Genomic DNA, 20,500 nt, shown 5'->3' with positions numbered 1-20,500 from the left:
CTCGTGGCAACGATGATGTGACCGCGAGACCTGGACCTGATGAGTGTTTTCCGTAATCTGTTGATCGCTTCGAGCACGTTCGTGGCGATGGGAACCTGCGTGGCGCAGGCTGACGAGCCCGCGAAGCAAGCTGCCCCGGCCAAGCGATCGAAGCCACATGTTGTCCAGGGCGGCGACCAGGCCGGCAAGTCGAAGCCCGCGACCACGTCATCGAACGTCCCGGCCCGGACATCCAGCCCCGCCGTTTCCACGCAGACCGCCGAACTGCCCGAACTGATCAGTGTCAGTGCCGCGCGCCGGCCGACCTCGGTCGACGATATCGGCACCAGCATGACGATCGTGACCGAACAGCAGATCCAGACCCAGCAGCGCCGGGGACTGGCCGATATCCTGGAGCGCCAGCCGGGCCTGAACGTCGTGCAGACGGGTGGCCCCGGGGGGACGACATCCATTTTCATGCGCGGCAACAACGCGAACGAGGTCAAGGTCCGTCTGGACGGCATGGACGTCAATGACGGCAGTTCCGCCCAGGGTATGTTCGACGCCGCCCAGTTCATGACGGACGGCATGGGACGGATCGAGATCCTGCGCGGCCCGCAAAGCGGCCTGTATGGCGCGGATGCCATGGCAGGCGTGATCGATATCACCACGGCGCAGGGGGAAGGCCGCTTCAAGCCCTTCGTCCGGATCGAAGGCGGCGGATACGGCACCTTCAACCAGGTCTTCGGCGCGCGCGGCAGCAAGGGGCGCTTCCATTACAACGTTGAATTTTCCCATTACCGAATGGACGGATTCAACAACATCCCGTCTTATATCGAGCGCGCCTACAACGCCGACTGGCGGCAGCGCCACGAAGGCAATCGCAACGACAACCGCAGCGCCAATATCCGCCTGGGGTATGATGTTGCCCGCAATTTCGACCTGGGCCTGACGACCCGCCTGATACAGGGAAACAACCACAGCTATTCCCTCTATGACCTGCAAAACGAGTATTTCGGATATTCCGGCGTGCGCGAACAAAACAACACGAACGAGGCGATCGTGCGGGGTACGGCGCATCATGTCTCGTTCAACGGGCTGTTCGACCAGGTGATCGGCCTGGGATACATGACCAACCGCAATCGCTGGACGGAGACGGGAACGAGCTATGGCAGCCCGATCAACCCCGATCCCGATTACTACCGTTCCGACCGGTTGAAGATCGACTGGCACGGCACGTTCAATTTCCGGCAGTACGGTCAGTTCATGGTCGGCGCCGAACATTTCCACGAGACATTCAATACCAGCCAGGCCGGCGGCATTTCTGGTCCCGGATATGACACGTCCGCCGGCATGGACACGACCGCCGGATACGGGCAGTACCAGGGAAACTGGAACCACATCCTGTATGGCGCCGCCAATATCCGGTATGATGCGAATTCACGATACGGCAACCATGTGACCTGGCGCGTGGCGCCCGCCATCCATGTTCCGGGCACCGGCACCATCATCAAGGCCAGCGCCGGTTCCGGATTTCATGGACCGTCCCTGTACCAGCTCTTCGCCAACCAGGGCGGGTACGGGTATTCCGAAAAGGGCAATCCGAACCTGAAGGCCGAACAACTGATCGGCTATGACGCCGGGGTCGAGCAGAAGCTGCTGCATGATAGCCTGAATTTCGGCGCGACCTGGTATGACAACCGGGTCCGGAACCTGATCCAGTCGACCCTGTCCATTGATTCCTCCTATAACTACAACTATTCGTACGCCAACGTGGACCGGGCGCGCATGTACGGCGTGGAGGCCTTCCTGAACTGGAAGGCACGCCGCGACCTGCAGTTCAACCTGAGCTACACCTGGACCCATGCGCGCAACGAGACGGACGATACGGAACTGCAGCGCCGTCCCCAGCATAAATTCAACTTCAACACGACATGGACGCCCATCCAGGACCTGACCTTTTCGGGAAACATCCTGTACACCAGCGCCTGGCGCGACCTGCCGGTCATCGGCAGCGAATCATGCAGCGTATGCGCCAAGGGGCATGGCTATTTTACGATCGATATCGCCGCCAATTACAAGATCAACAGATATGTCTCGGTCTATGCGCGCGCGGACAACCTGCTGAACAGGCAATATGAGGACCCGATCGGCTACCTGCAGCCCGGGCGCGCGGGCTATGGCGGCTTTACGCTGAATTACTGACATGAAACGGGCGCTCTGGGGCATGGTGGCGGGTTTGCTGGCATGGACCAGCGCGGGCCAGGGCCGGCCGTTGCCCCGGGTGGCGTCCCTGAACCTCTGCACGGACCAGCTTGTCCTGATGCTGGCCGAACCGGAGCAGATCGTCGGGCTGAGCCCGATTGCGCGGGACTGCTGGAGTTCCGTTCTGTGCGAACAGGCCCGCCATGCCCCCGTCATGCGGCCGACGGCGGAAAATATCGTCTCGGCCCGCCCCGACGTGGTGCTGGGGGGCGTCTATACGGCGGCGGTCGCCATGCAGGCGGCGCGGGAGGAAGGGGCCCGGGTCATTGCCTTTCCCCCCGTCAAGGCGCTGGCGGATATTCCCGCCCAGATCATGACGGTGGCGAATGCGGTCGGGGCGCCGGAGCGCGGGCGGGCGCTTGCCGATGCCTTCGTCGTCCGCCTTGCGTCCCTTTCGGCGGACCGCCGGCCCGATGATCCCACCGCCGCCATTTATGCCGCGAACGGCTTTGTCATGCACGGCGGATCGCTGCCGGACGACGTGCTGGCCCATGCCGGTTTTCGGAACTATGCGACCACCATGGGCCTGGCGCCATCGCCCCGCCTGCCCATGGAAGTGCTGATCGCCCATCCGCCCGACCTGCTGATTCTGGATCGTTCCGGCCAGGGCCATTCGCTGGCGCAGGCCCTGCTGGACCATCCGGCCTTGCAGCAGGCTTTCGCGGGACGTCACCATCTGGACCTGCCCGCGCGCCTGTGGCTGTGTGGCCTGCCACAGACATTGGACAGTATCGCCATGCTGCGTGCCGCGCGCCAGGACCTTGGACCATCGCCGTGACGTCCGCCCGGAAGATCCTCTGGCTCAACGTCCTGCTGGCCGTGGCGGTGGTGGGCCTGTCCTGCGCCTCGCTGATGTGGGGCGAGACGCGGCTGTCCTTCCTCACCGCGCTGAGGGACATGGCGGCGGGCCGGCATACGGCGGGCGCGATCATCGTCGGCCAGTTGCGCCTGCCCCGCACCCTGCTGGCCGTCGTGGTGGGGGGCGTCCTGGGATTGTCCGGCGCCGTGCTGCAGGGCTACCTGCGCAACCCGCTGGCCGATCCGGGCATCCTTGGCGTGTCGGGCGGGGCGGCGCTGGGGGCCGTCATCGTCTTTTATACGGGATTGATGCAGGTCTCCGTGGCCATCCTTCCGCTGGGCGGACTGGCCGGCGCGCTGTGCGCCACCGCGATATTGATGGGGCTGGTCGGGCGCAGCGGCGCGCTGGTCCTGCTGCTGGCCGGTGCGGCGCTCAGCAGCTTTGCCGCCGCCCTGACGGCCCTGACGCTGAATCTGGTGCCCAGCCCCTATGCCTCGTTCGAAATCATGCACTGGGTCATGGGATCGCTGACGGACCGGACGTTCACGCATGTCTGGATCAGCCTGCCGGGCGCGATCTGCGGCACCCTGCTGATGCTGTCGGCCGGACGCGCGCTGGATGCGCTGACGCTGGGCGAGGATGTGGCGGAAAGCCTCGGCTTCCGGCTGTTCGGGCTGCGGGGCGTCCAGACGCGGATCGTGCTGGGATGCGCGCTGGCGGTCGGGTCCTGCGTCGCCGTTTCGGGGGCAATCGGGTTTGTCGGCCTGGTCGTGCCGCATCTCCTGCGGTCCCTGACGGGCTACCAGCCGTCGCGCCTGCTGCTGCCGTCCCTGCTGGGGGGAAGCTGCCTGCTTCTGCTGGCGGATATGGTGGTGCGCCTGGTGACGGTGGGACCGGAACTGCAACTGGGCGTGCTGACGGCGCTGGTCGGCGCGCCGGTTTTCTTCGCCCGGGTCATCATGCTGAAGAGGACGGCGTCATGATCCTGATGCAGGCACAGGATATCTCGTTGACGCGCGGCGGTCGCAAGGTCGTCGATGCGGCATCCCTGACATTGGAGGCCGGGCGCGTCATGGGCCTGATCGGCCCCAACGGCGCGGGAAAAAGTACCGCCCTGCGCATGCTGGCGGGGCTGCTGAAGCCCGATTACGGTCATGTCCGGCTGCAGGATCGCGATATCGGCCGGATCGGGGCGGAGATGCGCGCCCGGCAGGTGGCCTTCATCCCGCAGGACGGGCAGAAACCGCCCCCCATGCCGGTACGGGCGCTGGTGGCCCTGGGGCGCCTGCCGCACGGACAGGCGGGCGAACGGGCGGCCGGCCATCCGGCCGTGGAGGACGCGCTGGCCGCGACCGACATGCTGGAACTGCAGAATCGTCCGGCCAGCCACCTGTCGGGCGGCGAACGGGCGCGGATGAACCTGGCCCGCGCGCTGGCCACCAGCACGCCGGTCATCCTGGCGGACGAACCCATCGCGGCCCTCGATCCCGCCCATGCCCTGTCGATGATGCAGTTGTTTCGCGTTCTGGCGGCCCAGGGCAAGGGGATCGTCGTCGTGTTGCACGACCTGGCCCTGGCGGCCCGGTTCTGTGATGAACTGGTGCTGATGCACCAGGGCCGTGTCGTCCGGCATGGCCTGCCCGAACAGGTCCTGCAGGATACCATCATGGGGTCCGTCTATGGCGTGACGGTCAAGCGGATCGAAAATGCCGTGATCCCGTGGGCATTGTGCCGCTGATGCCCACGGAATCAGGCATCGCGACCGTGACGGCTGCCGCTTCCGTCCTGCTGGTGCGCCACCCCCCGGTCCAGGTCGCGGCCGGCCTGTGCTACGGCCGGCTGGATGTCGGGTTGCTGCCGGGATGGGAAGCGCGGGCCAACGGCCTGGCCGTGCTGGCCCGGGGTGCCGCGATCCGCATGATCCACAGCGCGCCCGCCACGCGATGCCGGCTGGTCGCCGAGCGGCTGGCCCGGGCGACCGGGCAGACGCTGCGGATCGATCCGCGCCTGGCGGAGCTGGATTTCGGCGCCTGGGAGGGCACGCCCTGGGCGGCCCTCGACCGCGCGGCACTGGATGAATGGGCCGCCGACCCCGAAGGCTTCGCGCCGCCCGGCGGCGAAAGCGGCGGCGCGCTGCGCCGCCGGGTCACGGCATTCTGGACCGACCTGCGCGATGCGGGACAGGCCGCCTGCGTCCTGACCCATGGCGGGCCGCTGCGGCTGCTCTACGCGCTGGCGGCCGGGCGAACGCCGCATCTTCTGGCGCCCGCGCCGCCGCAAGGCAGCGCCCGCCTGTTTTCCCTGGACCCGCGCGCGTTCACGCCTTCCGCAGGAACTCGGCCTTAAGCATGTAGCCGCCGGCCTCGACCGCGTGGTCGCCGTCCCGCAGGCGGATATTCTTGATCTTGGTCCCGACTTTCAGCGTCGTGGAGGAACCCTTTACCTTGAGGTCCTTGATCATCACCACCGTGTCGCCATCGGCAAGGACCACGCCGTTGGCATCGCGTATCACCTCTGCGGCGGGGGCAGCGTCGGCGATGTCGACAGGCCATTCATACCCGCAGGTGTCGCAGACATGGTTCGCCCCCTCGACATGCGTCTCGTCCAGGGTGCATTGCGGGCAGGCGGGCGTAGGGATGCTCATGCACGGGACTTACCCCCCCGACGTCCGGCATACAATCCCCCCGCATCTGTCAGGGTTTCCGGCGCGTCGGCACCGGAACATTGCAGAGGGTGACGCCATGCGCCGGTTGGACGAAGAATGGGTCCGTGCGGTTGGCGCGGGCATCCAGATAGGCCGAAAAAGCCGCATCGTCGGTGCGCATCACCTGAAGACGCGGCTGCTGCGCGCGGGGCAGGTCAACGGCAAGCGAGATGCTGCGAATTGCAATATCCTGCGCCTTGTCGGCATAAAATCCCAAGGCCGCCGTCCCGCGCGGCAATGCGCCCAGATGTTCCATGCCCGTCAGGACGCGGCCCACGACGGCCAGATTGCGATCAAGCTGGCGCGGTGCCTCGCCGTTGACCGCATACAGTTCCTGCCCATCGCCGGTATCGGGCGGCATGTCGCGCGCCACACCGATCATGCCATAGCAGTGCGCAAGCCAGACACGGTTCCCGTCCGTCCCCACCGGCCATCCTGCGGCGAACCCGGTGGCCGGTGCATACGGATCGGAAAAACCGAGTGGGCGAATGGCAATTCCCTGGCGGTTGCGATCGTATTCCGCCGGCGGATGCGCGACAAAGTCCACGGGCGGTTTCGCCTTTTCATCGCGGGGGGCCCATTGCACGACGTAATTGTCCTGCACACGGATGACGGCCCCGCCATCCCACGCATGCGCGCGCGCCAGATGCACGATATTGCCGGTATGGACCGGCGCGAACTGCGGCGCGAGTTCGATCACGATTTGCGCGCCATCGCCCAGCGTCATCACCAGAAGCCGGTCCGCCGGCACGTCGGCCCAGGCCGTGCCCGGCGCATGGGCCACGATCTCGGAAGGGCTGGGCGCCGCGATCGCCACATTCGGCAGCAGCAGGGCGAGGATCGGCAGAAGACGGCGCATGACGGCGATCATGCCTGCCGCGACTGGGGCACGGCAAGCCGGAAACCGTCGCAAAGAGACCCCTCCGGTCATCCCCCGGGCATGACCCGGACCAGTATCACGCTGGCGCCGACCAGACCGCACAGGGACAGCGCCACGGTCAGGATCAACGGCTGACCCGCCCGCATGACCGAACGAAGATCGATACTGAGACCCAGGGCCGCCATGGCGAGAATGGTCAGCACCGTGGCGGCGACATTGAGGGGGGCGACGATCCCATGCGGAATCATATCGAAGGATCGGCCGGCCATCATGATCAGGAAGCCGGTAATGTACCAGGGGACCAGCCGTGTTCTTCGCCGGGGCCCGCCGTCGAACCCGGAGGAGAGCCACGACAGAACGACGCAGACGGGACCGAGCATGAGCACCCGCATCAGTTTGACGAGGGTGCCCATATGGACGGCCGCCAGGCCGAAGGGCGAGGAGGCCGCGATCACCTGCGGCACGGCATACACCGTCAGGCCCGCGAGGGCGCCGCGCGCGGCATCGCTGACGTTCAGGACCGGCGCCAGAAGCGGCAGCCCCAGGACAATCACAAGGCCGCCGGCCGCCGTGAATGCGATGGTTGCGCCAACGTCTTCGTCCCGGGCATGGATCACGGGGGCCGCCGCCATGATCGCGGAATTGCCGCAGATGGAATTGCCGCAGGCGACTAGAAGAGTCTGGGAAACCGGCAGCCCCGCTACCCGCCCGACGCAGCAGGTAAAGGCCAGGCTGAACGCCACGATCCCCGCGACACCCGCCAGAAGCCATGGACCGGCGGAAAGCACGGCACCAATGCTGAAGGACGCACCCAAGCAAGCTATGGCGATATTGAGAAGGGTCCTGGAACAGTAACGAATGCCCGGAACCCATAAACGACCCGGCTCGTAAACGGTCCGGATGCACACGCCGACAAGAAGGGCGAGATTCATGGGTTCCAGCCACGCTTTTCCCAACAGGCTTCCCTCGGCCCATGCGAGCAGGGAGGCAAGGCCCGATATCGCGAGGCAGAGCAGGACGCCCGGCATGCGGCACGCCAGAAAACGGCTGGCTCGCCGCCGCCAGGACACGCCGGAATAAAGCATCATGTCACCGCCCTTTCCTTCGCCACGAAGACTAGGAGGCAGCCATCTCATCACTCCAACTCATAATTTTTCTGATTCCGATCGGAAATCATGATTGGTTGTGATATCCGGCGGGCATGACCCTGGAACAACTCCGCCTCTTTATCGCCGTCGCGGAACGGGAACACGTCACCGCCGCCAGCCGCGCCCTGAACGTGACCCAGTCCGCCGTATCGGCCGCCATCGCGACGCTGGAAGAACGGCATGGCGTGAAGCTCTTCCACCGTGTCGGCCGGGGCATTCGCCTGACGGACGCCGGCCGGCTGTTCCTGCCCGAGGCCCGTGCTGTCCTGGCCCGGGCCGTGGCGGCCGAAAACGTGCTGGACGATTTCAGCGGCCTGAAGCGCGGCACATTGCGTGTCGTGGCCAGCCAGACCATCGCCGCGTATTGGCTGCCCCCCATCCTGGTATCGTTTCGCAAGCAATATCCAGGGATTACGATCGACCTGGCGATCAGCAATACCGAAGACGCAGCCGCCAGGGTCAGGGACGGAGAGGTCGAACTGGGCATCGTCGAGGCGATCGTCGACGACCCCGCACTGGCGCAATGGCCGCTGGGGGAAGATCGCCTGACCATCATCCAGGCCGATCCGTGCCTGCCCCGGACGGTCGACCGGGCATGGCTACGGGCCGCCCGCTGGGTGATGCGGGAGCCCGGATCGGGTACGCGCTCGACGCTGGAGCAGCACCTCCGTCACCTCGGGATCGAACCCGAAGACCTGACCATCAGTCTTGTCCTGCCCTCCAACGAAAGCGTGCGGACGGCGATCGAAGCGGGGGCCGGGATCGGGGCCCTGTCCTCGCTGGTCGTGGCCCCGGCGTTACAGGCCGGCACGGTGCACGCCGTGCCGCAGGCGCTGGGCGCGCGGTCGTTCTACGGGTTGCGACATAAGGAGCGCTATCGCAGCCCGGCCGCCGAGGCCCTGCTGAAGCTTATCGGCCAGGAGCCGCCGGGAACGCCGAACCCGGTAGGTTGAGTCACACGGGATCGCACTCCCGCGCATGGTCCTTCGCCCTTACGACGCGCCCGTACGCATGCTGGCCGAACTCGGGCGCATATCGGTCATCCGCCCAGGCCATCCTGCCGGCGATCATCACGTTCCGCACCACACCCTGCGGGCGATTGACGACCTGCCTGCATCCGAACTGCCGACGGTCGATGAAGTGATAGGTGCTTTCCGGATTCCATTTTTGGAGCGCCACGGGATCGACGACGCAGAGATCCGCCTGTGCGCCCACACGCACCCGCCCCGCCTTGATCCCGAAGAATTCCGCCGGAAGCCCGGTCAGCCGATGGACGGCCAGGGAAACCCGCTGCAACCCCTCCCGCTGCGCCATTTTCAGCGTCCGCAGGTTGCCGTCATAGAACGCGATATTGGCCAGGTGCGCGCCGCTGTCGTTGAAACCGGGCAGCGTCTGGTCGTGGAACAGGAGTTTCCTGACCGTCGCTTCATCGCGATTGGCGATGGTCGTTTCCCACCGCAAATCCGTATCCCATTCCCGCAGAAGATGCAGAAGGAAGTCCGCGTCATCCTGGATCGGATCTGGAAATCCCGCGAAGAATGCCGCCTCGGCGTCATTGGCCGCCCCCCGTCGACCCTTGGATGCCTGGGCGGTTCGAAGCCTGCGACAGGGGGCCGCCAAGGTTTCGCCGGCCCAGTGGGGAAGCGGGCATTCGGCCACGACCATGTCTTCCAGCCGCCGGGTCAGGACGACGTCCTCCAGACGGAGCCGCCGCATCAGCCGGGCCAGCGACCAGCCCTTTTTTCCCTTCACCCACATCTTCCGGAACGCTTCGATCCAGGCGGGATCGTTCAGGATACGGGCACGGCCCTGGCGGTCGGCGAGTTCCAGCTCGTTGAGGGCCCTCAATTCCGGAATCTCGTCCGCGATCGGGTTGATGGCGCCGTCACTCCAGATCCGGAAGGACGACGACAGGGCCTGAAAACGGAATACCCCGCCCAGCAGCCTGGAATTCAGGATCGCGGACAGGAGCAGGCAGAGCGACACGGCCGACCGGTTGGTCCGCAGGTCAAGCGCCGCCAGCACGGTCGTCTTGAGCGGCCGGCCGTAAAGACGCCCGCTGGTCAGCAGGAAACTGCGCACGACAGCCGGGATATTGTCCTTGGACGGTGTCGCCTGCCAGACCCGGCCATAGCGGCGCACGACCGACGTAAGCCGGGACAATTCCTTGAACCCGGCATATTGCGTCGGGATCTTTTTCTTCTTGTTCGGCGCGTTGGCAAGGAAATGGAACGGCAGCGCGTCGGTCGAAAATCCCGCATAGCCCTGGGACATTCCCAGGTCCAGCAGCCGCTCCATGCGGGAAAGTTCCTGCCGGGTGGGCCGACGGCCCACGGACTGGTTCAGTCCCATGACTTCGATCCGAAGCATGGAATGCGGGATCAACGGCACCACATTGGGGCCGAGCGGAAGGCTTTCCAGATGATCGAGATAACCCGCCGAATCTGTCCATGTGCAGGTATCCGCAACCCGGCCCAGAACGGTTTTCGGCATGTTCTCGACGCGCGCGAAGCAATCCACGATCGGGTCCTCGCCGTCGCGCCGCTGATGGCCGTATATCACCCCGATGGAGCAGTTGCCCATCACGACCGTCGTGGTACCATGGCGCACCACTTCGGGGAGTTCGGGGGACAGTTCGACCTCCAGGTCGAGATGCGTGTGGATGTCGAGCAGCCCCGGCATCAGCCATAGACCCCGACAGTCAATCTCGGTCGTCCCTTCGTCCGTCGCCAGGCCTGGCCCGATCGCGGTGATCCTGTCACCGGTTACGGCCACGTCGGAAATCAGGGGAGCACCTCCGGATCCATCGAAAAGAATGCCATTACGATAAACGATATCCGCCATATTTGTCTCCGAGAGCGGACGACGGATAAAAAATAACGAGCATATCGCAGATGTGATCGCTGCTCTGTCGCCCTGCCTGCCTGATTATAACAACCCGGGACCAGTCAAGTTCCAGAATCAATGATACCGTCGACGTTTCAATAGGATCGCGCGAAGGATTCCGGCGACCGGATATTACGATTTCCGCGAACTCGATACCTTGGATGCAAACGAAAAGAGAGAGGAACAGGCCGATGCCGCATGTGATCATCAAGCTTCAGCCGGGAAAGTCGGAACATCAGAAGGAAACGATCGCGGAAGCCGTCGCCCAGGCCGTCATGGCCAGCGCGCCCTGTGCGGAGCGCGCGGTTTCGGTCTCCATCGAGGAAATCACGCCGGAGGACTGGGTCGAGGCGGTCTACAAGCCCGATATCCTCGGCGGCCCGGGCACGCTGTACAAGCGCCCCGGGTACGATCCGCTTTGATTTACCGGACGATCCAGGCCCGCCGCGCGGGGTCGCGCCGTTCCCAGCCCCGCCGCTCCAGTTCGGGACTGTCCGACGGGTCCTGCGCGTAGCCGACGCAGAGATAGGCCAGGAACGTCCAGCGCGGATCGGCATCCACGATGCGGGCGATCTGCTGCGGGTCCAGGATCGACACCCACCCCACCCCCAGGCCCGCCGCCGTGGCGGCCAGCCAGAACGTATGGACGGCCATGACGGCGGACCAGACCGTGGTCTGGGGCATCGTCAGCCGGCCCAGGCCCCTGCCCTGCGCCGGGTCGGCGTCGCAGAAGACCGCGACATGGTGCGGGGCGCGATCCAGCCCGGCCAGTTTCAGCGTGGCGTAGCGGGCGGCATCTTCCTCGGTGCGCGCCGCCAGCGCGTCGGCGTTGCAGCGCGCGAATTCCGCCCGGACCGCCGCCCGGCGCGCGGGGGAATCGACCCGCATGAAGCGCCAGGGTTCGCTCAGCCCCACCGAGGGCGCCAGGCAGGCGGTGGCCAGCAGGCCGTCCAGCACGGCAGGGTCCACCGGGTCGGTCCGGAAATGCCGCACGTCGCGCCGCCAGACGAACAGGCGGTCGAGCTGGGCGCGGAAATCGTCGGAAAACGCGGGGCGGGGATCGGGTTCGGTCATCACAGGACCGTTATGTACACCGCCAGGGCCACGATGACGATCCGTTCGATCAGGCAGGCCCGGCGATAGAGGACCAGCGCACGGTCCAGATGGCCGATATCCGCATCCGGCGTGCCGTCGCCCATCCAGGCATCCTGCACCCGCACGCCGCCATAGAGGCGCGGACCGGCCAGGCGCAGCCCCAGCGCGCCGGCCATCGCGGCTTCGGGCCAGCCGGCATTGGGCGAGCGATGGTGCCGCGCGTCGTCCCGAAGGGCCCGCCAGACGGCCCCCCGCCGCGCGCGCGGCGCCGCCAGGAAAATCCACAGCGCCGACAGGCGCGAAGCCGGCAGGTTGATCCCGTCGTCCAGCCGCGCGGCGGCGAAGCCGAAGGCGGCGTGGCGGGGCGTCAGGTGCCCGATCATGCTGTCGGCGGTATTGACGGCCTTGTAGAAGACCGCGCCCGGCAGGCCCAGCAGCGCCGTCCAGAGCAGCGGCGCCACCACGCCGTCCGAGAAATTTTCCGCCAGGCTTTCGATCGCGGCCCGCACGATGCCCGCGCGGTCCAGCCCCGCCGTGTCGCGCCCCACGATGCGTCCCACCGCCGCCCGGCCACCCGCCAGCCCGCCCCCGCGCAACCCCGTGCCCACGTCGGCCACATGGTCGTGCAGCGAGCGCTGGGCGACCAGGGTGCCGGCGGCCACCGCCTGCAGCAGGATCGCAAGGCCGCGCGGCAGCACGCGGTCCATCAGCCATACCGCCCCACAGGCCAGGCCGACCGGCACCGCGACCACGATCGCCAGGGCCGCGAACCCCGCCGCCCGGCAGCCGGGCGACGACCAGCCGGGCCGATTGCCCAGGCGGTCCAGCCGGCCGATCAGCGCGCCGATCCACATCACCGGGTGGCCGATCCATGCGAAGACCGGGGCGGGATAGCCGACGCGCCATTCGATCACCGCCGCCAGCGCGGCCACGCTGAGCGTCGCGGACAAGGAAGCATCCGGCATCGGATCAGCCCGTCGCCATGTCCCACAGCAGCTTGCCGTTCAGCGCCAGGATGACCAGGGCGACCAGCCATGACAGGGCCGCGAACCCGCGCGAGATGGCGAAGGAGCCCATCATCCGCCGATCGGCGACGAACCAGACCAGCGGAATGACGGCGAAGGGCAATTGCATCGACAGCACCACCTGGCTGAACACCAGCAGCCGGTTCGTGCCCGCCGCGCCGTACAGCGCCGTGACCACCACCACCGGCACGATGGCCAGTCCCCGGGTCAGCAGCCGCCGCGCCCAGTGCGGCAGGCGCACATGCAGGAATCCCTCCATCACGATCTGGCCGGCCAGGGTGCCGGTGACGGTCGAATTCATCCCCGCCGCCAGCAGCGCCACGGCGAACAGCGTCGAGGCCACGCCCAGCCCCAGCAGCGGCGAGATCAGGCGATAGGCCTGCCCGATATCGGCCACGTCGCGATGCCCGCTGCCATGGAAGGCGGCACTGGCGACGATCAGGATCGCGGCATTGATGAAAAGCGCCATCATCAGCGCCAGCGTGCTGTCCCAGGTGGCCCAGCGGATCGCGTCGCGGCGCCCGGCCTCGGACCGGTCATAGGCCCGCGTCTGCACGATCGAGGAATGGAGGTACAGGTTATGCGGCATGACCGTCGCCCCGATGATGCCGATGGCGACATACAGCATGGCCGGGTCGGTCAGCAGGGCGGGCGTCGGAACCAGGCCACGCAGGACCGCCGCCACGGGCGGGGCCGCCGCGAGGATCTGGACCAGGAAGCACGCGGCGATGATGACCAGCAGGCCGATCACGAAGGCCTCCAGCACGCGGAATCCGCGGTTCATCAGCATCAGCACCAGGGCGGCGTCCAGGCCGGTGAGGATGGCGCCCGGCAGCAGCGGGAGGCCGAACAGCAATTGCAGCGCGATCGCGGTGCCGATGACCTCCGCCAGGTCGCAGGCGATGATCGCGGCCTCGCACGCCAGCCAGAGCGCGATGGTGACCGGCATCGGGAACCGGTCGCGGCACGCCTGCGCCAGGTCCCGCCCGGTGGCGATCCCCAGCCGGGCCGACAGGGCCTGCAGCAGGATGGCCATCAGGTTCGACAGCATGATGACCGACAGCAGCCGGTATCCGAACGCCGACCCGCCCGCCAGGTCCGTGGCCCAGTTGCCCGGGTCCATATAGCCGACCGATACCATGTATCCCGGCCCGGCGAAGGCCATCAGCCGCCGCCAGCCGGTGGCGCCGGGCGGAACGTGGACCGAGGCATGGGCTTCGGCCAGGCTGGCGAATGGATCGGGCATCGGGCGGCACACCAAGGGGGAGGAAGCCCGTCCAGCGTAGGGGCGGAGGATGAGAATATGCAATAAGCTATATGATGTGGCGCAGGCCATTTGGTATATGCTCACGTCGGTTTGCATGCCCGCCCGTCGCCCCGGACCGGAATTGAGGCCGGTGCGGTTGCGGTATAGATGTCCTGCTGAAGCAGGTCCGGCGCCTGCGGGCGCGATGACGAGCAGATGGGGAGTTCCGGCAGGTGAAGAACGCACGCGCGGCGCGCAGGCCGGTCGCGCCCATGCCTGATCCCGACATCCAGTCCGAAGGCTTCCGCCAGGCGCGCGAGGCACGGCGCACGGCGCTGGTCGAGGATTATGTCGAACTGATCGACGACCTGCTGGCCGAGGGGCGTGAGACGAGGCAGGTCGATATCGCCTGCCGGCTGGGGGTGTCGCAGCCGACCGTCGCCAAGATGCTGCGCCGGCTGACCGGCGACGGGCTGGTGACGCGCCGTCCCTATCGCGGCATCTTCCTGACCGAGTCCGGGCAGAAGATGGCCGAGGACAGCCGCGCCCGCCACCGCGTGGTCGAGGCGTTCCTGCGCGCGCTGGGGATCAGTGCCGACACCGCGCGCATCGATGCCGAGGGCATGGAACATTATGTCGGCGCCGAAACTCTGGCGGCTTTCCAGCGCGCCATCGATGCCGGACTGGCCGGATTCCTGCACCGTACCGCATCACGGGACCCCACGCCGCCAACTGGCACGTTGTAAAATCCGTCGCGCCGGGCTTGAGTAGGGACGACGGGCCAGCCAGGCATGCGTCAAGGAGGATGAAGTGAAGCAGATCCTGTCCGCCAGATTGACGCTGGGGGCCCTTGCCGTGGCCCCCGTTGCCGCGATCTGGGGCGTTCTCGCGGCTGATGCGCCGGCCCGGGCCGCGCCGCCGTCCACCACCGTTCCGGGCGCGATTCCCGCCATGGCCACGGCGCCCGCGCGCATGACCCCGAACGAGGCGGCCGCGGCAGCCGCCACCGGGCAGATCACGTTCTCGATGAAGGAGATCGATGTCGGCGCGGGTTATGCCTGGGGGACGGGACGCCTGGTCTATGGTGGCCAGACCTATGATTTCACCCTGAAGGGCGGCGGCTTGGTCGGGGTGGGCTTCTCGCACATCGAGGGCCACGGAACCGTGCGCAACCTGACGCGGCTGCGGGATTTCGAGGGCACCTACTGGGCCGTGCAGGGCGAAGCGACGATGGGCCTGGGACGCGGCGGCAAGCTGCTGGAAAACAACAACCTGGTCGATATCGACCTGGCCACCACGACCCGCGGCGCCCGCCTGGCCGCCGAGGCGATGCGCATCACGCTGCATCTCTCGGGCCCCGCCCGGGGCGCCACCCCCGGCTAGGGCAGCCGGGTCCTATTTCTGGGGGTAGGCGAAGGTAAAGGATTCGGCGAACGGGGCCCAGAATCCCGGGGTGCCGGTTTCCTGGTCCACGTGGTGCATGAAGCCGTTCGCCTCCGGCGAGCCGTAGCGGAAGACGACCGTATAGGTGCCGGGGCCGTCCATGCGGACGTTGTCGGCATAATGCGGGCCGTCCTTGGCGGTCATGGCGTGCAGCGTGCCCGTTTGCTTCCAAGGGCTGCCGGCCCGCGTCAGCGTGTAGGTGACGGTCAGGTACGGCACCCAGCCCCCGTCGGGGAAGCCCCAGACATTGTCGGCCGTCGCGTGGATGTCGGTTTCCAGGTGAATGGAATCGGGCCCGGTGGGCATGCCCGCCATCATCGGCGCGACCTCGATCCCCACCAGGTAATTGGCGGCGATTTCCATGTCATGGGCATAGACCGGGCCGCCGATCGGATATTCCCGCGCCAGGGCGGGCGCGGCCACCCCCAGCAACGTGACGGCAAGGGCGGAAGCGGCAAGAAATCTGGCAGTCATCTTTTCCATTCCTGAACGGTCACGCACGGGCAGGCTGGCGGCGCATCCTGTGCCCCGCCACGACCAGTACCAGCAAAGTCACCAGCCATGCCACGATCTGCACGCCGGTCGGACGATCCGAGTAGCCCATCAGCGCCTTGGCGGCACGCCCCGCCATGCTGCCGTCGGACAACAGCCATGACGAATCCCAGATATCGTAGCCCATGGCCGGAATCAGGTCGTCATTCGCCAGCAGGGCGGCGGCCTGGCTGGCCATGCCGGCGGCCAGAATCGACACCAGCCAGCCGGTGACGCTGAACAGGTGCCGCAGCGGAATCACCACCAGCCCCCGATACAGCGCCCAGGACAGGGCGCAGCCGCCGGCCACGCCCAGCAGGCCGCCGGTCAGCATCGGCACCAGGCCCGCCCCGGTGGAAACCGCGATCCCGTACAGGAACAGCACGACCTCCACCCCCTCGCGCAGGACCGCCACGGCCACGACGACCGCCAGCGCCGGCAGCGAGCGCGTGCCGCGGGCCACCGCCGCGCCGACCGCCTGCATGTCGCGCGCCATTTCGCGCCCGTGCCGCGCCATCCACACGATGTGCCAGCCCAGCATCAGCACCGCCAGGCAGAGGATCGACGCCGAGAACACATCCTGCCCGTTGCCGGACAGCGACTGCGACAGCGCCCCGGCGAACGCGGCGACGACGGCCGCCCCCAGCACGCCCGCCCCGATGCCGCCCGCCACCCACAGCCCGCGCCCGGCGATCCCGCGCGTGGCGGCCAGCACGATGCCGACGATCAGCCCGGCTTCCATCACCTCGCGAAAGACGATCAGCAGACTGCCCAGCATGTCAGTGTCCCTCTTGCGCCGTGACGGTACCCACGGCACTGTCCGGGTGGTAGTCGTCGAAGAACTTGTAGGTCCCGGGATGCAGCGGGCCGGCATGAACCGTGATCGTGCCGCCCTGGACGACGATCTTCTCGAACTTCATGTCGTAGCTTTCGAATTCGTCCACCGTGTCGTCCTGGTTGGACAGGGTGATCAGGAATCGCTGGCCGGCGGGAACGTCCAGATGGTCCGGCGTGAAATGATGGTCCTTCAGGACCAGGCGGTACGGGTCCTGCGCCGCCGCCGGCCGGGCCAGGCATACGAACAGGCACAGCGGCAGGATCAGGGACGGCACGGCACGCATGGGCGGATCCATCGGGAAAATATGATCTGCGGCTAACGCGACTGGTTCGCATTGTCAACTCAACATGCTATGCGGAACAGATTCGTCCATTCGGAAGACACCGATGTATCATCCCTTTGCCTTCATGCGCCTGCCCTACTCCGTGCTGACGGCACTCGACAGCCGGATGTACCATTACTGGATGCAGCCGGTGCATTATCTGGTCCGGATCGTCCACATCCTGAGCATGTCCGGCTTCTTCGGCATAGAGATGATCTTCGACTTCGCCCTGTTCCGCCGCAACGGACAGGCCACGCTGGGCGCGGTATCCCGGCTGATCATGCCATGGGTCCACTGGATGTTCGGCGTGGCGATGGTCAGTGGGGTGGCGCTGTTCTTCTACGACCCGGTCCGCATCGGCAGCCGCGGCTACCTGTCGCCCAAATTGCTGCTGATCGCGCTGGCGCTGGGGCTGGTGGCCCTGGTCCATCGCCGGATCTACCAGCCGTCGATGGGGGGGCGGCCGGCCGGGCTGCCGCGCTCGCGGGTCGTGGCGGTGGCGTCCCTGCTGCTGTGGACCGGGGTGATCGTCCTGTCGTGCCTGAACAGCGAGGGCGTGCCCAAGGTCTTCCTGCGGTAAAGCGGCAGGGCCGCGCCCAGCACGCACGGCAGAAGATAGCATCGCCGAAGGGTCATCACGCCCCCGCCCTACGGTCATGACGGTTCCGGATCAAGCGGGCGTGCGCCCGCATGACATCCCCCGCCGCGCATTCGTGTTGGGAATATTTTAGGCCGCTTTCCCTGGACGGACGTGGCGCCCTTGCGGACCATGCGGCCATGGGCAACATGACGGTGCAGTACCCGCGTCCGGCCCCCCGGCGCCGGATGGCCTTCCCGGGGCAGGGAAACCGCACATGTCGGTGACGGGCCTCTTTATCCGCCGGCCGGTGGCGACGACGCTGCTGACGCTGGCCTGCGTCCTGTGCGGCGTCGTCGGCTATCTGACCCTGCCGGTCGCCGACCTGCCGAACATCGATTTTCCGGTGATCCAGGTCCAGGCGCAGGAACCCGGCGGCTCGCCCGAACAGATGGCCAGTTCGGTCGCCGCACCGCTGGAACGCCATCTGGGCGAAATCGCGGGCCTGGAGGAAATGACGTCGCAATCCAGCACAGGCCCGGTCCGGCTGACCCTGCAGTTCGCGCTGTCGCGCGACGTCAACGGCGCGGCCCGCGATGTCGAGGCCGCGATCCAGGCCGCGCGCGCCGACCTGCCGACGACGCTGCGGCAGAACCCGCAATATTCCAAGGCGAACCCGAACGACCCGCCTGCCCTGCTGCTGGCGCTGACATCCGACACCATGCCGCTGCCGCAGGTCTACGACCAGGCGTCGAGCCTGATCCTGCCGCGCCTGTCGCAGGTCCGGGGCGTGGGGCTGGTGCAGCTCAGCGGCAGCGCGCTGCCCGCCGTGCGGGTCGAGATCGATCCGCAGGCGCTGTACAAGTTCGGGATCGGGTTCGAGGACATCCGCGCCGCCCTCGCCTCGGCCAACGCCTATACGCCCAAGGGCTTCATCGACCAGGACGGGCAGCGCCTGACGCTGGAGACCAACGACCAGGCCCGCGACGCCCAGGCCTATCGCGACCTGGTCATCGCCTATCGCAACGGCCGCGCCGTACGCCTGACCGACGTGGCGCAGGTGGTGGACGGGGTCGAGGACGTGCGCAATGCGGGATATTACAACCGCAAGCCGGCCATCGTGGTGCAGGTCTTCATGCAGGCCGGCGGCAATATCGTGCAGGCCCTGGACCAGATCCATGCCGAGATGCCGCAACTGGAGGCCGGCCTGCCGGCGGCGATCCGGATGCAGACCTTCATGGACCGGTCGATGACCATCCGCGCGTCGCTGGCCGACACGCGCATGACGCTGGTCCTGTCGGTGGTGCTGGTGGTGCTGACGGTGCTGCTGTTCCTGGGCACGCTGGGGGTGATCAGCCTGCTGGGCTATTCGCTGGACAACATGTCGCTGATGGCCCTGACGATTTCCACCGGCTTCGTTGTCGATGATGCCATCGTGGTGCTGGAAAACGTCACCCGCCACGTGGAGAAGGGCGATCCCCCCCTTCGAGGCCGCGCTGCGCGGCGCGGGTCGTCGAACCAGGGGAACCTGTTCATCGTCCTGCCCGACAAGTCGAAGCGCGGCCATCCGCCTTCGACCACCATCGGGAATCTCAACCGCCGGTCGCATTTCATGCCGGGGCACGGTTCTCACGCGCTGCTGCGCAGCGCGATCCGCGTCGGCGCGCGGCCCAGCAACGCTGGGTATCAATATACCTTGCAGGGCAACGACACGGCCGCGCTGTACGACTGGACGCAGAAGCTGGTCACCGCCCTGTCCGCGCAGCCGGAACTGGCGGACGTGTCGTCCGACGTGCTGCTGGGCGACCTGGCGCTGGATGTCGCGATCGACCGCGACACGGGGGCCCGCACGCAACTGACGCCGCAATTGATCGCCAACACATTGTATGATGCCTACGGCCAGCGCCCGGCCTCGATCATCTACAATCATTTGCACCAGTATCGCGTGGTGATGGAGGCCGCGCCCCGTTTCTGGCAGGACCCAGCCTCGCTCCGCCAGGTGTGGGTTAGTGTCGCGGGCGGCACGGCGCAGGGGGGCACCCAGGCGAACACCATCCGCGTGCCGCTGGCGACGGCCACCACGGCCACCACGGCCGCGGCGCAGAGTGCCGCGTCCTTCACCAACCAGATCGCCAACACGCTGGCGGGCGACCATTCGGCATCGAACGGTTCGGCGGTCTCGACGGGCGCCGAAACCATGGTCCCGCTGCAGGTGGTCAGCCAGACCACGCCGGGGAACATCGCGCTGGCCGTCAATCATGAGGGACAGGCTGTCGCGGCCACGATTTCGTTCAACCTGCCGACCGGCGTGCCGCTGGGACGGGCCATCCAGGTCGTCGACGCCCAGGTCCGGCGCCTGAAGATGCCCCCGAGCATCCATGGCGCCTTCAGCGGCAATGCCGCGCAACTGCAGAATTCCGCCAGCAGCGAGACCCTGCTGATCATGGCCGCGCTGGCCGCGGTCTACATGGTCCTGGGAATCCTGTACGAAAGCTACCTGCACCCCCTGACCATCCTGTCCACCCTGCCCTCGGCGGGGGTCGGCGCCCTGGTGGCCCTGTGGGTATTCGGGCAGCAATTCTCGCTGATGGCCATCATCGGGGGGCTGGCGGTCTGCCAGGCCCTGACCCTGTTCACGACCCCCATCGTCTACCTGACCCTGGAACAGATGGCCCGCCGCGTGACGGCATGGCGCGGGACCATGCCGCCCGGCCATCCCAATACGGGTCTGTATTGATATCTATTGTGTATGCGATAGAATA

At 66.9% G+C, this 20,500-nt stretch carries 21 protein-coding genes; 11 read left to right on the top strand and 10 right to left on the bottom strand.

The window, feature by feature from the left end; all coding sequences use genetic code 11:
* Nucleotides 1–39: 39 nt before the first annotated feature.
* Genes GDI_RS03160 through GDI_RS03140 form a run of 5 tightly spaced genes read left to right on the top strand, consistent with a single transcriptional unit; the run spans nucleotide 40 to nucleotide 5,389 of the window.
* Nucleotides 40–2,184 carry a TonB-dependent receptor plug domain-containing protein gene (locus tag GDI_RS03160; protein WP_012553720.1) on the top strand — a complete coding sequence of 715 codons (2,145 nt, stop codon included), beginning with the start codon at nucleotides 40–42 and terminating at the stop codon, nucleotides 2,182–2,184.
* A 1-nt stretch (nucleotide 2,185) separates the two neighbouring features.
* Nucleotides 2,186–3,022 carry an ABC transporter substrate-binding protein gene (locus tag GDI_RS03155; protein ID WP_012223233.1) on the top strand — a complete coding sequence of 279 codons (837 nt, stop codon included), beginning with the start codon at nucleotides 2,186–2,188 and terminating at the stop codon, nucleotides 3,020–3,022.
* The gene (locus GDI_RS03150; protein WP_012223232.1) at nucleotides 3,019–4,026 is read left to right on the top strand and encodes a FecCD family ABC transporter permease; all 1,008 of its coding nucleotides are present in this window, start codon (nucleotides 3,019–3,021) and stop codon (nucleotides 4,024–4,026) included. Before GDI_RS03155 ends, GDI_RS03150 begins: the two co-directional genes overlap by 4 nt.
* Nucleotides 4,023–4,781, top strand: a complete 759-nt coding sequence (locus tag GDI_RS03145; protein ID WP_012223231.1) for an ABC transporter ATP-binding protein — start codon at nucleotides 4,023–4,025, stop codon at nucleotides 4,779–4,781. The genes GDI_RS03150 and GDI_RS03145 overlap by 4 nt, the downstream gene beginning before the upstream one ends.
* Entirely contained in the window at nucleotides 4,781–5,389 is a 609-nt protein-coding gene (locus GDI_RS03140; RefSeq protein WP_041249656.1) for a histidine phosphatase family protein, read from the top strand. Before GDI_RS03145 ends, GDI_RS03140 begins: the two co-directional genes overlap by 1 nt.
* Here the strand turns inward: GDI_RS03140 and GDI_RS03135 are convergent.
* The 3 genes from GDI_RS03135 to GDI_RS03125 form a co-directional block, all read right to left on the bottom strand.
* Nucleotides 5,361–5,687 (bottom strand): zinc ribbon domain-containing protein YjdM, encoded by a 327-nt coding sequence (locus GDI_RS03135; RefSeq protein WP_012223229.1) that lies wholly within the window; start codon nucleotides 5,685–5,687, stop codon nucleotides 5,361–5,363. The genes GDI_RS03140 and GDI_RS03135 overlap by 29 nt on opposite strands.
* 49 nt (nucleotides 5,688–5,736) lie before the next feature.
* A complete protein-coding gene (locus GDI_RS03130; protein ID WP_231854204.1) occupies nucleotides 5,737–6,606 on the bottom strand; it encodes a peptidylprolyl isomerase in 870 nt (289 codons plus the stop codon).
* A gap of 68 nt (nucleotides 6,607–6,674) precedes the next feature.
* On the bottom strand, nucleotides 6,675–7,715 hold the full coding sequence (locus GDI_RS03125; RefSeq protein WP_157870987.1) for a YeiH family protein: 1,041 nt from the start codon (nucleotides 7,713–7,715) through the stop codon (nucleotides 6,675–6,677).
* A 113-nt stretch (nucleotides 7,716–7,828) separates the two neighbouring features.
* Here GDI_RS03125 and GDI_RS03120 point away from each other — a divergent pair, with 113 nt between their 5' ends.
* A complete protein-coding gene (locus GDI_RS03120) occupies nucleotides 7,829–8,728 on the top strand; it encodes a LysR family transcriptional regulator (protein WP_012223226.1) in 900 nt (299 codons plus the stop codon).
* A 1-nt stretch (nucleotide 8,729) separates the two neighbouring features.
* Here the strand turns inward: GDI_RS03120 and GDI_RS03115 are convergent, their stop codons facing one another.
* Complete coding sequence (locus GDI_RS03115) at nucleotides 8,730–10,619, bottom strand: N-acyl-D-amino-acid deacylase family protein (RefSeq protein ID WP_012223225.1); 1,890 nt, start codon at nucleotides 10,617–10,619, stop codon at nucleotides 8,730–8,732.
* A gap of 233 nt (nucleotides 10,620–10,852) precedes the next feature.
* Between GDI_RS03115 and GDI_RS03110 the strand changes: the two genes are divergently transcribed.
* Nucleotides 10,853–11,083 (top strand): tautomerase family protein, encoded by a 231-nt coding sequence (locus tag GDI_RS03110; RefSeq protein ID WP_012223224.1) that lies wholly within the window; start codon nucleotides 10,853–10,855, stop codon nucleotides 11,081–11,083.
* A 1-nt stretch (nucleotide 11,084) separates the two neighbouring features.
* Here GDI_RS03110 and bluB read toward each other — a convergent pair whose 3' ends face one another.
* From bluB to GDI_RS03095, 3 genes are read right to left on the bottom strand one after another with little or no spacing between them, the layout of a single operon-like run.
* Nucleotides 11,085–11,735 carry a 5,6-dimethylbenzimidazole synthase gene (bluB, locus tag GDI_RS03105; protein WP_041249262.1) on the bottom strand — a complete coding sequence of 217 codons (651 nt, stop codon included), beginning with the start codon at nucleotides 11,733–11,735 and terminating at the stop codon, nucleotides 11,085–11,087.
* Nucleotides 11,735–12,721: an adenosylcobinamide-phosphate synthase CbiB gene (gene cbiB, locus GDI_RS03100; protein WP_012223222.1), complete on the bottom strand. Its 987-nt coding sequence runs from the start codon at nucleotides 12,719–12,721 to the stop codon at nucleotides 11,735–11,737. Before cbiB ends, bluB begins: the two co-directional genes overlap by 1 nt.
* Before the next feature lie 4 nt (nucleotides 12,722–12,725).
* Nucleotides 12,726–14,027 (bottom strand): Nramp family divalent metal transporter, encoded by a 1,302-nt coding sequence (locus tag GDI_RS03095; RefSeq protein ID WP_012223221.1) that lies wholly within the window; start codon nucleotides 14,025–14,027, stop codon nucleotides 12,726–12,728.
* Between the two features lie 233 nt (nucleotides 14,028–14,260).
* Between GDI_RS03095 and mntR the strand changes: the two genes are divergently transcribed.
* Nucleotides 14,261–14,773: a manganese-binding transcriptional regulator MntR gene (mntR, locus tag GDI_RS03090; RefSeq protein WP_012223220.1), complete on the top strand. Its 513-nt coding sequence runs from the start codon at nucleotides 14,261–14,263 to the stop codon at nucleotides 14,771–14,773.
* Between the two features lie 64 nt (nucleotides 14,774–14,837).
* On the top strand, nucleotides 14,838–15,410 hold the full coding sequence (locus tag GDI_RS03085) for a hypothetical protein (protein WP_012223219.1): 573 nt from the start codon (nucleotides 14,838–14,840) through the stop codon (nucleotides 15,408–15,410).
* Nucleotides 15,411–15,422: 12 nt separating this feature from the next.
* Here the strand turns inward: GDI_RS03085 and GDI_RS03080 are convergent, their stop codons facing one another.
* Genes GDI_RS03080 through GDI_RS03070 form a run of 3 tightly spaced genes read right to left on the bottom strand, consistent with a single transcriptional unit; the run spans nucleotide 15,423 to nucleotide 17,122 of the window.
* Nucleotides 15,423–15,944 carry an iron transporter gene (locus GDI_RS03080; protein ID WP_012553733.1) on the bottom strand — a complete coding sequence of 174 codons (522 nt, stop codon included), beginning with the start codon at nucleotides 15,942–15,944 and terminating at the stop codon, nucleotides 15,423–15,425.
* A 19-nt stretch (nucleotides 15,945–15,963) separates the two neighbouring features.
* Complete coding sequence (locus GDI_RS03075; protein ID WP_012223217.1) at nucleotides 15,964–16,779, bottom strand: FTR1 family iron permease; 816 nt, start codon at nucleotides 16,777–16,779, stop codon at nucleotides 15,964–15,966.
* 1 nt (nucleotide 16,780) lies between these two features.
* Nucleotides 16,781–17,122, bottom strand: coding sequence for a cupredoxin domain-containing protein (locus GDI_RS03070; protein ID WP_012553735.1), 342 nt, complete (start codon nucleotides 17,120–17,122; stop codon nucleotides 16,781–16,783).
* A 103-nt stretch (nucleotides 17,123–17,225) separates the two neighbouring features.
* Between GDI_RS03070 and GDI_RS03065 the strand changes: the two genes are divergently transcribed.
* Nucleotides 17,226–17,741, top strand: coding sequence for a hypothetical protein (locus tag GDI_RS03065; protein ID WP_012553736.1), 516 nt, complete (start codon nucleotides 17,226–17,228; stop codon nucleotides 17,739–17,741).
* 274 nt (nucleotides 17,742–18,015) lie between these two features.
* The gene (locus tag GDI_RS03060) at nucleotides 18,016–20,475 is read left to right on the top strand and encodes an efflux RND transporter permease subunit (protein WP_012223214.1); all 2,460 of its coding nucleotides are present in this window, start codon (nucleotides 18,016–18,018) and stop codon (nucleotides 20,473–20,475) included.
* Nucleotides 20,476–20,500 lie beyond the last annotated feature (25 nt).

Source organism: Gluconacetobacter diazotrophicus PA1 5 (genome assembly GCF_000067045.1).
GTDB classification, from domain to species: Bacteria; Pseudomonadota; Alphaproteobacteria; order Acetobacterales; family Acetobacteraceae; genus Gluconacetobacter; species Gluconacetobacter diazotrophicus.
The sequence above is the reverse complement of the archived record's forward strand: the minus strand, read 5'-3'. Positions and strand labels throughout refer to the sequence as shown.

Coding starts and splice junctions, on each gene's coding strand:
- GDI_RS03160 (WP_012553720.1), top strand. CDS start 40: ATGAGTGTTTTCCGTAATCTGTTGATCGCTTCGAGCACGTTCGTGGCG.
- GDI_RS03155 (WP_012223233.1), top strand. CDS start 2,186: ATGAAACGGGCGCTCTGGGGCATGGTGGCGGGTTTGCTGGCATGGACC.
- GDI_RS03145 (WP_012223231.1), top strand. CDS start 4,023: ATGATCCTGATGCAGGCACAGGATATCTCGTTGACGCGCGGCGGTCGC.
- GDI_RS03140 (WP_041249656.1), top strand. CDS start 4,781: ATGCCCACGGAATCAGGCATCGCGACCGTGACGGCTGCCGCTTCCGTC.
- GDI_RS03135 (WP_012223229.1), bottom strand. CDS start 5,687: ATGAGCATCCCTACGCCCGCCTGCCCGCAATGCACCCTGGACGAGACG.
- GDI_RS03130 (WP_231854204.1), bottom strand. CDS start 6,606: ATGCGCCGTCTTCTGCCGATCCTCGCCCTGCTGCTGCCGAATGTGGCG.
- GDI_RS03125 (WP_157870987.1), bottom strand. CDS start 7,715: ATGATGCTTTATTCCGGCGTGTCCTGGCGGCGGCGAGCCAGCCGTTTT.
- GDI_RS03120 (WP_012223226.1), top strand. CDS start 7,829: ATGACCCTGGAACAACTCCGCCTCTTTATCGCCGTCGCGGAACGGGAA.
- GDI_RS03115 (WP_012223225.1), bottom strand. CDS start 10,619: ATGGCGGATATCGTTTATCGTAATGGCATTCTTTTCGATGGATCCGGA.
- GDI_RS03110 (WP_012223224.1), top strand. CDS start 10,853: ATGCCGCATGTGATCATCAAGCTTCAGCCGGGAAAGTCGGAACATCAG.
- bluB (WP_041249262.1), bottom strand. CDS start 11,735: ATGACCGAACCCGATCCCCGCCCCGCGTTTTCCGACGATTTCCGCGCC.
- cbiB (WP_012223222.1), bottom strand. CDS start 12,721: ATGCCGGATGCTTCCTTGTCCGCGACGCTCAGCGTGGCCGCGCTGGCG.
- GDI_RS03095 (WP_012223221.1), bottom strand. CDS start 14,027: ATGCCCGATCCATTCGCCAGCCTGGCCGAAGCCCATGCCTCGGTCCAC.
- GDI_RS03080 (WP_012553733.1), bottom strand. CDS start 15,944: ATGACTGCCAGATTTCTTGCCGCTTCCGCCCTTGCCGTCACGTTGCTG.
- GDI_RS03075 (WP_012223217.1), bottom strand. CDS start 16,779: ATGCTGGGCAGTCTGCTGATCGTCTTTCGCGAGGTGATGGAAGCCGGG.
- GDI_RS03070 (WP_012553735.1), bottom strand. CDS start 17,122: ATGCGTGCCGTGCCGTCCCTGATCCTGCCGCTGTGCCTGTTCGTATGC.
- GDI_RS03065 (WP_012553736.1), top strand. CDS start 17,226: ATGTATCATCCCTTTGCCTTCATGCGCCTGCCCTACTCCGTGCTGACG.
- GDI_RS03060 (WP_012223214.1), top strand. CDS start 18,016: ATGTCGGTGACGGGCCTCTTTATCCGCCGGCCGGTGGCGACGACGCTG.